The sequence below is a fragment of the Streptomyces sp. TG1A-60 genome, from assembly GCF_037201975.1.
GTDB lineage: Bacteria > Actinomycetota > Actinomycetes > Streptomycetales > Streptomycetaceae > Streptomyces.
Map to the genome: position 1 here is coordinate 3,868,087 of NZ_CP147520.1, position 15,606 is coordinate 3,883,692.

The 15,606-nt window shown below is 70.9% G+C and carries 11 protein-coding genes and 1 pseudogene; 3 read left to right on the forward strand and 9 right to left on the reverse strand.

Annotated features, from left to right (window positions below; translation table 11 throughout):
* Positions 1–607 precede the first annotated feature (607 nt).
* The 6 genes and pseudogenes from WBG99_RS16575 to WBG99_RS16600 form a co-directional block, all read right to left on the reverse strand.
* A pseudogene (locus WBG99_RS16575) lies at positions 608–1,102 on the reverse strand (diaminopimelate decarboxylase); the annotation flags it as partial.
* 271 nt (positions 1,103–1,373) lie between these two features.
* Complete coding sequence (locus WBG99_RS16580) at positions 1,374–1,868, reverse strand: helix-turn-helix domain-containing protein (RefSeq protein ID WP_338900365.1); 495 nt, start codon at positions 1,866–1,868, stop codon at positions 1,374–1,376.
* A 495-nt stretch (positions 1,869–2,363) separates the two neighbouring features.
* Positions 2,364–3,395, reverse strand: coding sequence for a LacI family DNA-binding transcriptional regulator (locus tag WBG99_RS16585; protein ID WP_338897051.1), 1,032 nt, complete (start codon positions 3,393–3,395; stop codon positions 2,364–2,366).
* An 82-nt stretch (positions 3,396–3,477) separates the two neighbouring features.
* Positions 3,478–4,311, reverse strand: a complete 834-nt coding sequence (locus WBG99_RS16590) for an ATP-binding cassette domain-containing protein (RefSeq protein WP_338897052.1) — start codon at positions 4,309–4,311, stop codon at positions 3,478–3,480.
* Positions 4,308–5,321: an ABC transporter permease gene (locus WBG99_RS16595; protein WP_338897053.1), complete on the reverse strand. Its 1,014-nt coding sequence runs from the start codon at positions 5,319–5,321 to the stop codon at positions 4,308–4,310. The genes WBG99_RS16590 and WBG99_RS16595 overlap by 4 nt, the downstream gene beginning before the upstream one ends.
* Before the next feature lie 527 nt (positions 5,322–5,848).
* Positions 5,849–6,871, reverse strand: coding sequence for a sugar ABC transporter substrate-binding protein (locus WBG99_RS16600; RefSeq protein ID WP_338897054.1), 1,023 nt, complete (start codon positions 6,869–6,871; stop codon positions 5,849–5,851).
* A 251-nt stretch (positions 6,872–7,122) separates the two neighbouring features.
* Here WBG99_RS16600 and WBG99_RS16605 point away from each other — a divergent pair, with 251 nt between their 5' ends.
* From WBG99_RS16605 to WBG99_RS16615, 3 genes are all read left to right on the forward strand, one after another.
* Positions 7,123–8,085: a carbohydrate kinase gene (locus tag WBG99_RS16605; protein WP_338897055.1), complete on the forward strand. Its 963-nt coding sequence runs from the start codon at positions 7,123–7,125 to the stop codon at positions 8,083–8,085.
* A gap of 235 nt (positions 8,086–8,320) precedes the next feature.
* The gene (locus tag WBG99_RS16610) at positions 8,321–10,879 is read left to right on the forward strand and encodes a GH32 C-terminal domain-containing protein (protein ID WP_338897056.1); all 2,559 of its coding nucleotides are present in this window, start codon (positions 8,321–8,323) and stop codon (positions 10,877–10,879) included.
* 31 nt (positions 10,880–10,910) lie between these two features.
* Complete coding sequence (locus WBG99_RS16615; protein WP_338897057.1) at positions 10,911–11,204, forward strand: putative quinol monooxygenase; 294 nt, start codon at positions 10,911–10,913, stop codon at positions 11,202–11,204.
* 211 nt (positions 11,205–11,415) lie between these two features.
* On the opposite strand, the gene WBG99_RS16620 is transcribed toward WBG99_RS16615, so the two are convergent.
* The 3 genes from WBG99_RS16620 to WBG99_RS16630 all read right to left on the reverse strand — a co-directional run bounded on the left by WBG99_RS16620 (position 11,416) and on the right by WBG99_RS16630 (position 15,413).
* Positions 11,416–12,150: a hypothetical protein gene (locus tag WBG99_RS16620; protein WP_338897058.1), complete on the reverse strand. Its 735-nt coding sequence runs from the start codon at positions 12,148–12,150 to the stop codon at positions 11,416–11,418.
* 19 nt (positions 12,151–12,169) lie between these two features.
* Positions 12,170–13,771, reverse strand: a complete 1,602-nt coding sequence (locus tag WBG99_RS16625) for a protein kinase (protein WP_338897059.1) — start codon at positions 13,769–13,771, stop codon at positions 12,170–12,172.
* Positions 13,772–14,006: 235 nt separating this feature from the next.
* Positions 14,007–15,413 carry an APC family permease gene (locus WBG99_RS16630; protein WP_338897060.1) on the reverse strand — a complete coding sequence of 469 codons (1,407 nt, stop codon included), beginning with the start codon at positions 15,411–15,413 and terminating at the stop codon, positions 14,007–14,009.
* Positions 15,414–15,606: the final 193 nt, after the last annotated feature.

Consider the following 15,606-nt stretch of genomic DNA (forward strand, 5'->3'; position numbering starts at 1 on the left):
TCCTGTTCACCTGGCCTCCTCGCGCCGCACCACAAACGCACCTCATCGAGGCGGGAACAGCGGGAATCACGGGTGAAAGCAGCCGCGCCGGACGAGGGCTCCGGCCCAGCCGTTCGCCCGGGCATGCGCCAGGGCCGGCCCCACATGACCGCGGCTTCCTGAGCTGAGAGCGCGAGTTCGATTCTCGTCACCCGCTCCAGTGGAGAGAGCCCCGGACCGTGGTCCGGGGCTCCTTTGTCGTCAGCGAGTCTGCGCCCACAGCGCCAGGAGACCCACTACGGCCGTGCCCGCTCCGTAGCACGCGCCCCGGAGGAACTGGTCGGCCGCGATGCGCCGGCGCCGTGAGATCCACCGCGCGACATCGCGCGTCGCCCGGCCGCAGCGCACCCCCGTGGCGGACAGCCGTCGTCCGATGGCCCCCCATCGGCCCGGGGGTGTCGCTTTCTCCGTGGAGCACCCTGACCGGGCGCACCGTACTTTCATGGCGGTTGCACCTGCCTTCCTCGGCGTTGTGGTTTTCTCCGGACAGCCGGGTGTGCTCGCTCGGGCCGCGCCGGCCCGAGTGGCTGCGATCGGCGTTCCACGGGGCCGCGCGGGAGAGCGCGGATCACCGTCCGGCAAGGGCCGGGAGCGGGTGGACAGCCTGCGCGGGGCGGAGCAGACGGAAGGTGACCCGGCCGTCGGCGTCGACGCGGGCGCCGTGCACGGCGGGTTCGGGCAGGCTGTTGTAGTGGAAGGGCGTGGAGAAGTAGTAGGCGCCGGTGTCCGGGACGACGACGAGGTCGCCGGCGTCGAGGAGGGGCAGCGCACGGTCGCGTGCCAGCAGGTCACCGGCGAAACAGCACGGGCCCGCGATGTCCTGCGGCACGGGTCGGCCGTGCTTGGCCCGGCCGCGGGGGTCGTGTGCCTCGATCCGCAGGGGCCATGTGTCGGGGGCGAACACGGTCCGCGTGGCGACCTGCGCGCCGGCGTGGGTGATCGCGATGGGACGCCCGCCGACGGTCTTGGTGTACTCGACGTACGCGGCGGTGAACCCGTTCTTGGCCAGCACGGAGCGGCCGAACTCGGTGACGATCTCGTACTCGCCCGAGAACAGGGCCGGCGTGTGCTCGCGCAGGTGGTCCACGTAGGCGTCGAAGCCGGGCGTCGGCTACCACTCATCGTGCACCCTCCCTGAGCCGGGGTCTCGCCGCCCACGGCTGCCGTGGGGCGGGCCATCAGACTCCCGCCGGAGCGCTGCGGGTGTCTTCGTCGGGCGTCCCGGTGTTCGGCCGCGCGGTTCTCACCCTGGAGCGAAACCGCGGACGGGACACGGCCGCCCTTGTGCCCGGGCACGAAGGAGCCGCCCCTTCTTCGTGGCGCCGCCCGAGGGCTCACGTCTCCCGGCCGCCGTCGAGAAGGCGCAGTTGCAGCTGGGCGAGGAGCCGGGCGTCCGTACTGCCGAGGTCGAGCCCGGACACCTCGGTGAGTCGGCTGATCCGGTGCCGCAGGCTGTTCGCGTGCACACCCAGCGCGCGTGCGGTGTCCGGCACGTGGCCGAAGTGGTCGAGGTACGCCCGCAGGGTCTGCACCATGGTGCCCCCGCCCTGCCGGGCGTCGAACGCCACCAGGCGTGCCACCGGTGTCTCCGGTGCCAGGGCCGACCCCGTCAGCGTGTCCAGCATCTGGTTCAGGGCGATCGTCTCGGCCACCTCGCTCGCGAAGGCGACGGTGCGGTGTTCTCCCGTCGAGAGCAGGGCCCTCAGTGCCAGGTCCGCCGACCGGCGGGACCCGGGCAGGTCCGCCAGGGTCTCGACCACCGTGCCCAGACCGATTCTCGCTTCCGGCCCGAACACGTCGGCCACCTGCCGGACCAGTGACTTCCCCAGACGTGCGACCGGCGCGCCGCGTCACGCTGAGTGTACGAGGAGTAACGGAAATGCCGCGAGAGCGAGCACGGAGGTCGGTCTGCCGCCCCCTGCGCCGAGGCCGTCGACATCGCGTCCTCCCGTCCCCGGAGGGGCTTCGCCGGGCAGCCGCCCACGGGACCGTGCGTCGGTGTGGCGCGACGGCCCGATCGACGACGCACACGCCTCTCCACCGAGCAAGCGGTGCACAACCCTGTACGACGGTGCGATACAGCGCGTCGGCCCGGCGCCGGACGCGGTCGCCTCAGACCTGGAGACGACAGAGAAGGCGCCGTTGAACGCAGTGTGGGAACCGGGCGCCGAGAGAGGTCGGCCGAGCCGTGGTGGGCCGCTGTGGCGGCGATGACGGATGAACGGCTAACCCGCCGCAGCGGGTCGCACTCCCCTCCGGCCCCGGCGCCACCCGACCGGCCGTTCCGCCGGGCACCTCGCCCCACACGAGGACCAACTACACGGTCACGCCTTCCGCGGCATCCGAGCGGGCCGCTCCCCCGACCCCCGGACGATGAGGCGGGTGGGGACCGTGATGGTGCGGGCGCGCGAGCGGTCCCCGTCCAGGCGGGCCAGAGCGGTGTTCGCCGCGGTTGTGCCGATCTCCTCGGGGTTCTGGGCGACGACGGTCAGGGCGGGTTCGAGGGCTTCCGCGAGGGCCACGTCGTCGAAGGCGACGACCGCCACGTCCTTGCGGCCGGTGCGGGCGAGTTCGGTGACGATGCCCAGCGCGACGATGTTGTTGCCGGCGAACAGGGCGGTGGGGGGATCGGCCAGGCCCAGGAGTTGGGAGGTGGCGGTGGAGGCACCGTGCTGGTCGTGGGCGTTGGTGATCAGGGAGCGGTCGGCGGGGAGGCCTGCTTCCTGGAGGGCGGAGCGGTAGCCGGCCAGGCGCTCGCGGCGAGTGTAGAGCTTGGTGGGGAGGTCGCCGATGAAGCCGATGCGCCGGTGGCCGTGGGCGATCAGATGGGCCACTCCGTCGTGGGCGCCCGTGCGGTTGGTGCTGACGACGTTGTCCGTGGCCAAACCCGATCCCGGGCGGTCGAGGAAGACGACGGGCAGGCCGGCGGCGCGGGGGGACTTGAGGTGGGAGTGGTCGGCGCCGACGGACGGCACGACCATCAGGACGCTGATGCGGCGGGCGAGGAACTTGTCCGTCAGTGCGCGTTCGCGGTCGGGGTCATCGGCGGAGGAGCCCATGAGCAGGGTCAGGCCGCGGTCGCGGACGGTGTCCTCGATGCTGCTGGCCACGGCTCCGAAGAAGGGGTTGCCGAGGTCGGGGATGACCAGTCCGACGGTGGTGTCGGGTCCGCCGACGCGGATGTTGCGGGCCATGAGGTTCGGCTGGAAGCCGAGCTTGGCCACGGCGGCCAGGACCTGTTGCCGGGTCCGGGCCGAGGCGGGTCCGTCCTCGTTGAGGACGCGGGAGACGGTTTTGGCGCTGACGCCCACTTCTCGGGCGACGTCGGCCAGGGTGGGGCGGCGGTTCGCTGCCATGGGGGAAACGGTCTCCTGTGCTCGTCACTCACGGGTTCCGGCCACGGCCTGGGCCGGAACCCGTGAGTGCTTCAGTCGTACGTCAGTTGGCCTGAACTCCCGCGGCCTTCGCTGCCTCGGAATCCGCCACGACGGTACCTCCGGCCTCGTCCACGGTGAGCGCACCGGTCATGATGGCGACGACCTCCGCCATGGAGTGGTCGGCGGGCTTGATCACGGCGGCGCGCCTGCCCAGCCGGTGGACGTGGATCCGGTCGGCGATCTCGAAGACGTGCGGCATGTTGTGGCTGATCAGGACGACCGGCATGCCCTTGTCCCGGACGCGGCGGATGAGGTCGAGGACCTGACCGGACTCCTTGACGCCGAGGGCGGCGGTGGGCTCGTCCATGACGACGACGCTGCGCGCCCAGGCGACGGAACGGGCGACGGCGACGGCCTGCCGCTGACCGCCGGAGAGGGTCTCGACCGCCTGGGTCAGCGAGCGCAGGCCGATCTTCAGGTCGGCCATGTGCTCGGCGGCCTCCTCGCGCATGCGCTTCTTGTCGAGCATGCGGAAGACACTGCCGAGGACTCCGGGGCGGCGCAGCTCGCGTCCGAGGAACATGTTCGAGGCGATGTCCATGGAGGCGGCCACGGCGAGGTCCTGATAGACCGTCTCGATGCCGTGGGCGCGGGCGCTCTGCGGCCCGGAGAAGGTGATGGGCTCGCCGTTGAGGCGTATCTCGCCCGCGTCGGGGGTCACCGCGCCGGTGAGGGCCTTGATCAGGCTGGTCTTGCCGGCGCCGTTGTCGCCGATGACGGCGAGGACCTCGCCGGGCAGCAGGTCGAAGTCGGCGCCGTCGATGGCGGTGACATGGCCGTAGCGCTTGACCAGACCGCGGGCCTGCAGCACGGGGGTGGGGGAGGTGGCGGTCATCGGGCCTTCTTCCGGGAGAGCTGGTCGACGGTCACCGCGAGGATCACCAGGACGCCGGTGATCAGGGTCTGGTAGATGGAGGCGACGCCCATCAGCTGCAAGCCGTTGCGGAAGACGCCGACGATGAGAACGCCGATGAAGGTGCCCAGGACCGAACCGCGTCCGCCGAAGAGGCTGGTGCCGCCGAGGACCACGGCCGTGATGCTGTCGAGGTTGTCGGTCTGGCCCGCCTGGGGGTCGCCGACTCCGGTGCGGGAGATGAGCAGCAGCGCGGCGATGCCGTAGATGACGCCGGCCACGGTGTAGACGCCGATGGTCAGGCGGGAGGTGCGGATGCCGTTCAGCCGGGCCGCTTCCGGGCTGTTGCCCAGTGCGTAGACGTGCCGGCCCCAGCCGGTGTTGCTCAGCGCGTAGGCGAGGAGGAGGAACAGGGCGATGGTGACCAGGGAACCGTAGGTGATGTCGGTGCCGCCGAGCGGGAAGGTCTGCCCGAGGGCCGTCAGCGGGCCCGGCAGGTTGGTGACCGTCTGCTCCTCGGAGTAGATGTGGGTCAGCGCGAACGCCACGTTGAGCATGCCGAGGGTGACGATGAACGGCGGCAGCGGGATCTTCTGCACCAGCAGCCCGTTGAGCAGCGCGAAGCCGCCGCAGACGACCAGCCCCAGGGCGATGGCGGCAAGCGGGGGCAGGGTGCCCTCGGCGGCCATCTTGGCGATCACGATGCTGCCGAACGCCATCACGGCACCGCACGACAGGTCGATGCCCGCCGTGAGGATGATCAGGGTCTGCCCGATGGCGAGGGTGCCGACGACCATCACCTGCTGCACGATCAGCGAGAAGTTGCCGCCCGTGAGGAACTGGTCGGTCGAGAGGGAGAAGAAGGCACAGGCCAGGAGGAGTGCGACCAGCGGGCCGGTGGTCGGTGCCGTGAGCAGTCGGCGGGCCGTGGTCGGTGCCTTGAGTTCGGCGTACGGCGAGGACGTGCCCGGGGGCGTGGTCGTGGCTGTCATCGGGGCCTTCCTTCGTGGATACCCCGGCCTTCAGGCCGGGGAGGAAGCGAAGCTCCTGAGGAGCAGGGCAGGAAGAGCCGGTTCGCCGTCAGGGCGGACCGGCGTCCACCGGCAAGCGTCGTTGCCCGCCCCGGTCGTGGGCCGTGGGCGGACAACAGGACAGGCGGGCGGCCGTCCCCCGGTCAGGGAGGAAGGGACGGCCGCCCCGCTGAAGGGGGAGGCGAAGCCGTATGAGGGGAGAGGCGGAGTCGTACGGGCCTCGGGGGCGGCCGAGGGCGGCCCCTTCGGACCTGGCCGGGGTCGCGGGGTCCGGCCCTCACTCCCCCACCGCCTTGACGGCGCCCCGAAGCCGTGGGGCTCCAGCGGAGCTGTCGTCGGTCGCCGGCACTTCGCGTCGACTCCCCTCCCCCGCCCTGCGGCTGCACGCTCCCGCACTCCCGGCTTCGCCGGAGCGGGGCCCTCATCGCCCCGCTCGGTCAGGCGGCAGGGCGCCGTCGATCGGTCCCGCCCGGTCCGAAGGGCAGGCCCTAGCCCCAGCAGTTCTCCAGGCCGTAGACGGTGTCCTTGGAGGTGATGCCGTCCTGGGCCTTGTCGGTGATCAGGGTGACGCCGGTGTCGGTGTAACCGGACGCCTTCTCGCCGTCCTTGGCGTACGTCACCACGGCCTTGACGCCCTCGGCGGCCATCTTCAGCGGGTACTGCTGCGAGGTGGCGGCGATCTTGCCGTCCTTGACCGCCTCGGTCCCGGTGCAGCCGCCGTCGACGGAGACGATCAGCACGTCCTTCTCCCGGCCCTTGGCCTTGAGCGCGGTGTACGCGCCCAGCGCGGCCGGCTCGTTGATGGTGTAGACGACGTTGATGTCCGGCTCCTTCTGGAGGCAGTTCTCCATCGCCGTCTGGCCCTTGGCCTGGTCGCCGCCGGTGTCCTGGGAGCAGACGACGGAGGGGTCGCCCTCCTCGATGCCGAAGCCCTTGAGGAAGCCGTTGTGCCGCTGGACGCCGACGGACACTCCCGGCGCGAGGTCGAGGGTGGCTATCTTGGCGGCCTTGCCGCCCATGGCGGCCTTGGCGTACTCGCCGATCAGTTCGCCGGCCTTGAGGTTGTCGGTGGCGAAGAGGGCGTCGACCGCGCTCTCCGGGTCGGTCGGGGTGTCCAGGGCGATGACCAGGACGCCCTTGGCCTTGGCCTTCTCGATCGCGGGCACGATGGCCTTGGAGTCGCTCGGGGTGATCAGGATGCCCTTCGCGCCGGAGGCGACCATGTTCTCGATGGCCGTGACCTGACCGGCGTTGTCGCCGTCGAACTTGCCGGCCGCCGTCATCAGTTTGACGCCCTCGGCCTCCGCGGCCTTCTCGGCGCCCTCCTTCATCTTCACGAAGAACGGGTTGGTGTCGGTCTTGGTGATCAGACCGACCTTGACCTCGCCCGAATCGGAGCCGGCGGAAGTCGATCCGGAGCCGGATCCGCAGGCCGTCAGGGTGAGGCCCGCGACGCCCGCGACAGCGGCGGCTCTGAGGAGGGAAGAGGACAGGCGAGTGGTACGAGACATGATCGACTCCTGTGGGTAGGCGGGCGGCACGGGGGCGGGTTCAGAGCATGCCGCCCGGGGTGTCATCGTTGACTTATGTCATCGTTGACACCGCCTGGCGAGGATGATGGACTCCGTCTCCCGGAAACGTCAATGCCCTGTACTTGTCACAAATCGGCAACGTCGGCGGTCCTCGGCCACTCGCAGCCGTCCGGCAGCTGTGCCGCGACGCGTCCGGTTCGCCCGTACCGTTCGCGAGAGAAGAGCAGCCCATGAGCCCGCGTCAGATCACCGTCCTGGGGGAGTGCGTCGCGGACGCCTTCGCCGAACCCGCCGGCACCTCGACCGAACTCGCCCTGCGTGTCCTGCCGGGCGGCGGACCCGCGAACACGGCTGTGGCCCTGGCCAGGCTCGGCACCCCCGCCCGCTTCCTCGCGCGGTTGTCCGGTGACGTGTTCGGCCGCCTCTTCCGCGCCCACCTGGAGGCGTCCGGGGTGGATCTGTCGAGTGCCGTCCAGGCCGCTGAGCCCAGCACACTGGCCGTGGCGGAACTGGACGACCGGGGGCAGGCCGCGTTCTCCTTCCACGCGCAGAACACGGCCGACTGGCAGTGGACGGCCGAGGAACTGGCGCGGGTGGACCTGTCCGGCACCGCCTGCGTCCACACCGGATCCCTGGCCCTCGTGCGGGAACCCGGCGCGGCGGTGGTGGAGGACTTCCTGGCGAGGGCCGCCCCTGACACGACCCTCAGCATCGACCCCAATGTCCGGCCACTGCTGGTGCACCCCGACGTCTACCGCGCCCGGCTGACGCACTGGTGCGCCCTCGCCGATGTCCTCCGGCTGAGCGAGGACGACCTGGAACTCCTGCTGCCGGGCACCCCGCCCGAGCAGGCGTGCGACATCTGGCATGCGGCCGGGGCGCGGCTCGTCGTGATCACGCGCGGTGCCGACGGCGTACTGGCCTCGCTCGACGGGGAACGGATCCAGGTTCCCGCCGTGCCGACTCGGGTCGCCGACACGGTCGGGGCGGGCGACTCCTTCACCGCCGGGCTGCTGCACCACCTCGGCGGCCGTGGTCTCCTCGGCGGCCGGCTCACCGGACTCCGCCTGGACGACGTGGCGGAGGCCTGCCGGTTCGCGGTCCGGGTGGCATCCCTGACCTGCTCGGTCGCCGGTCCCAATCCGCCGTGGCAGAGCCGGCTGGCGCAGCTCGCCGCAGCCGACCACGTGTGACGGGCGAGCGAGCGGCCCGAGCGTGCGTCGCGGCCGAGCTGTTGACGCGTCGGCCGGATTGCCCCCATCATCGGGCCACTCGATTCATCGCGCCACTCGATGTCATCGATGACACAAGTCAACGATGACACCCTTTGGCAGGCGCCGTGGACGTCGGTGCCGACAAGACGTCACTTTCGGCCGGTCCGCGCGGCGCAGGCCCCGCCGCGCGGACGGCGACAGCACAGGAGACCTCATGAGCTCTGGACGTGTATCCCGGCATGCCCGCACACGGATGATGGCGGCGGTGGCGACCGTCTGCGCCCTGTCCGCAGCGCCGCTGGCTCCTTCAGCCGTCGCTGCCGACACCCCGCCGTACACCGAGACCTACAGACCCCAGTTCCACTTCACGCCGGAGAAGAACTGGATGAACGACCCCAACGGGCTCGTGTACTACAAGGGCGAGTACCACCTCTTCTACCAGTACAACCCGAACGGCAACTCCTGGGGCGACATGTCCTGGGGGCACGCGGTGAGCAAGGACCTCGTGCACTGGAGGGAGCTGCCGCTCGCCCTGTCGCACGACGACGAGGAGATGGTGTTCTCCGGCAGCGCGGTCGTCGACTGGAACAACACCACCGGTTTCGGCACGAAGAAGAACCCGCCCATGGTGGCGGTCTACACCAGTGCCTACAAGAACGGCGGCAAGCAGGCCCAGTCGCTCGCCTACAGCACCGACCGGGGCCGGACCTGGACCAAGTACCAGGGCAATCCCGTCATCGACATCGGCTCCAAGGAGTTCCGCGACCCCAAGGTCCAGTGGTACGCGCCGACCGGGAGCTGGCTGATGACGGTGTCGCTGTCCGCCGAGCACAAGGTGAGGTTCTACTCGTCGAAGAACCTCAAGGACTGGGAACTGCAGAGCGAGTTCGGGCCGGCCGGCGCGACGGGCGGCGTGTGGGAGTGCCCGGACCTGTTCCCCCTCGCGGTCGACGGGGACAGGAAGAACATCAAGTGGGTCCTGGTCGTCAACATCAACCCCGGTGGCATCGCCGGTGGTTCGGCCGCCCAGTACTTCATCGGCGACTTCGACGGCAAGAAGTTCACCGCCGACGACAAGGGCACCTACACCCCGCCCACCGGCACGGTGGTGCAGGACTTCGAGGGCACCGACTTCGGTACGTGGACGACCACCGGCACCGCCTTCGGCGAGGGACCGGCGGCCGGGGCCGTGGACGGGCAGGGCACCGTCGACGGCTTCGACGGCAAGGGCCTCGCCAACAGCTTCCACGGCGGTGACGGCGCCACCGGCACACTCACCTCACCCGAATTCACCGTGGACAGCCCCTACCTGAACTTCAAGGTCGGTGGCGGGCGGCATCCGCACGAGGCCGGAACCGGCATGGACAGAACTCCGCCCGAGGGCACGGTCCTCGCCGACTTCGAAGGCGGCACCTACGGCGACTGGACGACCACCGGAGACGCCTTCGGCACCGCGCCTGCCCCCGGCACCCTCCCCAACCAGCAGGAGGTCTCCGGATTCCTGGGAGACGGCCTGGTCAACACCTTCCTGAACGGCGACACCACCACCGGCACCCTCACCTCGCCGGAGTTCACCCTCGACAAGAACCACATCAACTTCCTCATCGGCGGCGGCAACCACCCCGCCGGCTCCGCCGACCCCACCGCCCTCGAACTCCTCGTCGACGGCGAAGTGGTGCGCAGCGCCACCGGAAAGGACGGCGAGGCGCTCAACTGGGCCTCCTGGGACGTCGGCGAACTCGCCGGCAAGAAGGCGCGGATCAGGATCGTCGACGACAACACCGGCGGCTGGGGCCACATCAACGTCGACCACATCATGCTGTCCGACACCAAGGCCCAGCCCGTCTCCCAGGAGACGTCCGTCAACCTGCTCGTCGACGGGCAGGTCGTCCGCAGCGCCACCGGCGCCGACAGCGAGACGCTGGACTGGGCCTCGTTCGACCTGCGTCCCTACACGGGCAAGAAGGCGAAGATCCAGATCGTCGACATGAACAACGCCGGCTGGGGCCACGTCCTGGCCGACCGGTTCACCGAAGCCGACACCGCCGCCAAGTCCGTCGTGCAGCGCGCCGACTGGGCCGACTACGGCAAGGACTACTACGCGGCCGTGTCCTGGGAGAACGCCCCGGGCGGCAAGCGGTACATGGTCGGCTGGATGAGCAACTGGGACTACAGCGGCGCCGTCCCCACCTCCCCCTGGCGCGGCGCGCAGAGCGTTCCCCGGGAGATGGCCCTGCGCACGATCAACGGCCAGACCCGGCTGACCAGCGAGCCGGTGGGCAGCCTGGAGTCCCTCCGGAAGCAGCGCCCGGCGACGGCGTCAGGCGTCACCGTCAAGAGCACGTCCAAGCCGCTGATCAGCCGCGGGGCCAAGGGCAAGGCACTCGACATCGAGGCCACCTTCTCCCTCAAGGACGCCGACCGCTTCGGACTGAAGGTGCGCACCGGCGCCGGCGGCGAGGAGACCGTCATCGGCTACGACGCCACGACCGAGGAGCTGTACGTCGACCGCACCCGCTCCGGCGCCGTGGACTTCCACAGCACCTTCCCCGGCGTCCAGACAGCGCCGCTGAAGGCCGAGAACGGCAAGGTCAAGCTGCGGATCCTCGTCGACTGGTCGTCCGTCGAGGTCTTCGGCGGCAGCGGCGAAGCCGTGATCACCGACCAGATCTTCCCCGACCCCGCCAGCCAGGGAGTGGAGGTCTTCGCCGAGAACGGCTCGGTGAAGCTGGACAAGGCGGTCGTCTGGCACCTCGACTCCGCCCACGGCTGATCCCGGCCCCGACCACGGAGGACACCACACCGTGAACAAGACCCTGCTCGCCGAGTTCACCGCCCGCGAGGGCTCACGGGACGAGGTCGCCCGCCTGATCCTGGAGTACGCCGAGAAGGTGCGCGAGGAGGACGGCAACCTCGCCTTCGACGTCTACACCAAGGCGTCCCGCCCCCGCGCCTTCTGGATCTTCGAGGTGTACCGGGACGAGGACGCCTTCCAGGCCCACCTGAAGGCCCCGTACGGCGGCCCGTTCAACGCCGCCCTCGCCCCACTGATCGAGGAGGACGCGTCGGTGCTGACCTTCCTCGATCGGGTGACCTGACGGTCCCCTGATCCGGTCACCTGACGTCGGCCGGGCCCGCCTCGCGGGCCCGGCGCCTCCTACACACGTGAACACGCTCATGGACAAGGTCAACGTGGTGCTCGCCGGGCTCCTCCTCTGCCCGACGCACTGCGAACGAATCCCGGTAGCGCGGCGAATGCGTGCGGGTCAGAGGCTTTCGACACGGGCGCGGACTCGCCGTCATGGACGGTCAACGGCATTGGTACGTGAGGTGGGCGGCGGCCGTGCGGGCGGTGGGAGAGAGGATGCGCAGTTCGACCCGGGCCGGGTAACGGCCCGTGCCCTGGAAGGTCCACAGCAGGTGCAGGCGTGCCTGTGTCTGGCCCTGTACCACCACTTCGCGCAGGACGCCCGAGGCGGTGCCGTCGCTTCGGATCCAGCGGTAGGAGAGCGTTCCCGGTCGGCCGTTCGTGGTGACGAGGCCGACGACGTCCGCTGTGTCACCGCATCCCAGGACCGTCGGCCGGGCCGTGACCTCCGCCGTGTTCACCGCGACGGACGGCCCGAGGCGCTGCCAGGCGAGGAGGGCCATGACGCAGATCAGCACCGCCGCGGGCAGCGCGTGCCGGCGCAGACGCCGGCGTGGGGGGACGGCGGGCGGCGGCACCGCGGGCAGCGTCCTGTGGGTGCGCTGCGCGACGGCGGCTGTGACCCCCGGGCCGAAGCGCAGCACGGTGCCCTCGGCACGTTCCGACGGCGTCGGCAGGATCTCCGCGGCGAACGGCCCGACGAGGGTGGCGTCCGGCTCGGGTCTCTGGATCCAGTGGCTGGCCAGCACGGTGGCGCTGTACTCGGGGTCGGCGTCGGCGACGCCGGGTTCGGCGCCCGGGGTGTGTGCGTCGGCGAGGTCGAGCACCTGCGTGGGTTCCTCGTCCTCGGCGGACGCTGACGCGGACGCGGACGTGCGGTCGTCCTGCGCGGTCATCGGAGGTCACACCGTCTGGTCAGCAGCTGCTGAGAAGCGCCGCCGTCGGCGGAGTCCGGAGTGGTCGTGGCCCGCACCGCCCAGTAGCAGCCGTTGCTCCGGAAGGTCTGGTCGACGGTGAGCGTGTACCGGGTGGCGCCGCTGCGCTCCCACGTCTGGACCGCACCGTCCGGGGTGCCGAGCTGTCCGCCGATGGGGCCCGTGAACCACGAGACGGTGAGGGAGAGCGGCCCGGTGCCGTCCGTGGTGATGTCGATCGTCGCCGTGGCGGTCGTGGGACCCGTCTGCGAGAAGCCCGACACCGCGACGTCCTTGACGGCGGGAGCGGCCGGCGAGCCGGGGGAACGGTCGTCGGCGTCGCCTGGGGGGTCGTCCCGCCGGGCGTCGTGGTCTCCGGGGCCGGAGGCGTGGTGACGGAGGCCGGGGGCGCGCCGGTGCCGGCGGTCCCCGGGTCCGAGGCCGACGGGCCGGACGACCCGGTGGGCGTCGGGGGCGGCGGGGAGGATTCGGTCGTCGGGGTCGCAGCGGTGGGCCCTGGAGGCGCCCCACCGGGCTGGGCAGCGGTGGTGGCCAGGGCTTGCGCCGCCTGCTGCGGAGCCGCTCCGGGCGTGTGCTGGAGACCGTGGGTCAGCAGGACGCCCAGGAGCACGGCCGCACCGGACACCAGCATCCCCGGCCGGCCGGGCCGCCACGACCGCGCCCAGCCGTGGCCCGGTTCCCGGCTCAGCACGGTGCGTGCGGTGTCCGTGGTGGTGTGCGGGGCGCTGCGGGCGGAGGGCAGCAGCAGCGGCAGCAGGGCGACCAGCGCGGCGAGCCGGCCGCGGCCTCGTTCCTCCCAGTCGGGCCCGTAGGCGGCGCCGGCCGCCGTCTCCAGTTCCGTGACGAACGCCTCGGCGTGTGCGGGCCGTTCCCGCGGGTCCTTGGCCAGACCGCGCCGCACCAGCTCCCGCACCGCCTCGGGGGCCTGCTCCGCGGGGACGGGCGCGTCGAGGTGCCGCAGCGCGAGCTCGGCGAGATTGTCACCCGCGTACGGCTTGTGGCCCGTCAGGCACTCGAAGAACGTGGCCGTGGCCGCGTACACGTCGGCGGCGGGGGAGGCGGGCGCGCCGGTCCACTGCTCCGGAGCCATGTAGGAGGGGGTTCCCGCCGCTCCGGCGCTGGTGCCGACGTCCGCCGCGATCCCGAAGTCGACGAGCTTGGAGGCTCCGTCCGGTGCGACCAGGACGTTCTCCGGCTTGTAGTCGCGGTGGACGACGCCGACGCGGTGCGCGTCGGCCAGCCCGAGCAACGAGCCCTTGAGGACCACGAGGGCGGCCTCGGGAACGAGCGGTCCCTGGCTGGTCAGCAGGGCCCGCAGCGAGACACCGTCCACCAGCTCCATCACGATGGCGGCGCCGTCCGGGCTCTCGACGTACTCGTACAACCCGGCGACGTACGGGCTCTCCAGGCCGCCGAGCAGCCGCGCCTCCGCCCTGAAGTCGCGTACGAAGCCGGGGCGGGTGCGCAGCGACTCGCTGAGGTACTTCATCGCGACCGGAACGCCGGTCTCCTGGTGCACGGCAAGGACCACCCGCCCGCTCGCCCCTGAGCCGAGCTCCAGTGACTCGGTGTATCCGGGCACCGCCCATGTGTTCATTCCAGCCCCCAAGGCTGCAGTGCTGCCGGAACCTCAGTCGTCCCGGAGCTTCGGACCACGCACCCAGAGACACATTTTCAGCCACTGCGGTTGCGGTACGACACCCGCCGAACCGCGCTGCGGGCACCGCTGCCGGGATGTGCGGAGGGAGCGCACACCGATGGTGCTGCGGAACCTGCTTCCCGCCCGGCCGGCACCGGGCGGGAAAGGAGGCCCCCCGTCAGCGGGCGGCGACGGCGGCGATGAGGCGCTGTTCGGCGTCCTCGCCCGCCGCCACCTTGGGCAGGCGCCACATGAAGAACGCGCCGGCCAGCCACCACGCGCCGACGATCAGCCACTCCGAGGGCCAGACGAGGGCCGCGGGCATGCCGGGCAGGTAGAGGACGCCGAGCCCCAGGCTGAGCACCAGCGCGGCGACCCCGACAGCCGGTCCGGCCGGAGTGCGGAAGGGGCGCTCCATGCCCGGCTCCCGGCGGCGCAGCACCAGGAAGGACAGCACGACGACGACGTAGGCGACGACGATGTTGATGCCGCCCGCGTCGACCAGCCAGACCAGCATCGGCCGTCCGAAGAACGGAGCCAGTACCGAGAGGCCGCCGATGAAGAGCACGGCGTTGGCCGGGGTGCGGTACTTCGGGTGCATCGTGCCGAACCAGGCGGGGATCATGCGGGACTCGGCCATGGCGTACAGCAGTCGGCTGCCGCCGATGAGGAAGGCGTTCCAGCTCGTCAGGATGCCCGCGATGCCACCGATGACGAGGACGTTGCCCATGACCTGGCTGTTCCACAGGGCGGTCATGGCGTCGGCGGCGGCGAGGTTGGACTCGGCGAGGGCGGAGGCGCTGAGACCGGAGCCCACGGTCAGCATGATCATCACGTACCACGCGGTCGCACAGAGCACGGAGATCACCAGGAGCCTGCCCACCTGGCGGTACGGGAGCTTGATCTCACCGGCGGACTGCGGGATCACGTCGAAGCCCACGAAGAGGAAGGGCACGGCGACCAGCACCGTGAAGATCCCGTCCATGCCCCCGCTGACCATCGGCTCCATGTTGTCGGCGGACCCGCCCTTGAGGGCTCCGAGAAGCAGCGCGGCGCCCGCGCAGAGCAGGAACAGCACCGCGATGGTCTGGAAAACCGCCGCCGGACGTATGCCGATGTAGTTCACGGCCGTGATGGCGATCGCGGCGATCACCCCGACGGCGACCCAGCTCGCGTAGACGTCGTAGTCGGCGATCGTCCACATGTGGCCCACGAGCATGTCGGGGAAGAGGTTGACCATGCTGTGGGGCAGCGCGACGGCCTCGAACGCGGCGACCGACACATAGCCGAGGACCATGGCCCAGGAGGCCAGGAAGGCGCCCCGGCCGCCGAGCGCCCGCAGCGCGTAGTGGTGCTCGCCGCCCGCGTGCGGCATGGCGGAGACCAGCTCCGCGTACGTGAGCCCGACGAGCGTGACGATCACGCCGCCGGCGGTGATGGCGATCGCCGCGCCCACCGGGCCGGCGTCGCTGATGAAACCGGAGGTGAGAACGATCCACCCGAAACCGATCATGGCCCCGAAGGCCAGTGCCAGAACGTCTCCTCTGCCGAGCACTCTGAGGAATCCGCCGTTGTTGTCCGTCATTCGCCGAGCCTGCCTCTCTTGGGGGGTTTCGCGCGTCGCGAGAGACAGCAGTGGAACGGATGACAGGACAAGAGAGCCAGCCCCAGGATGTATAACTTTTGTCGTATACCTATCCACAATGGTGAAATCCCTGGTCGGCCGCGTGCGATCGGCCGATGAGACACATCCCGGCGGCCCCGGGGACCCGCTTCTT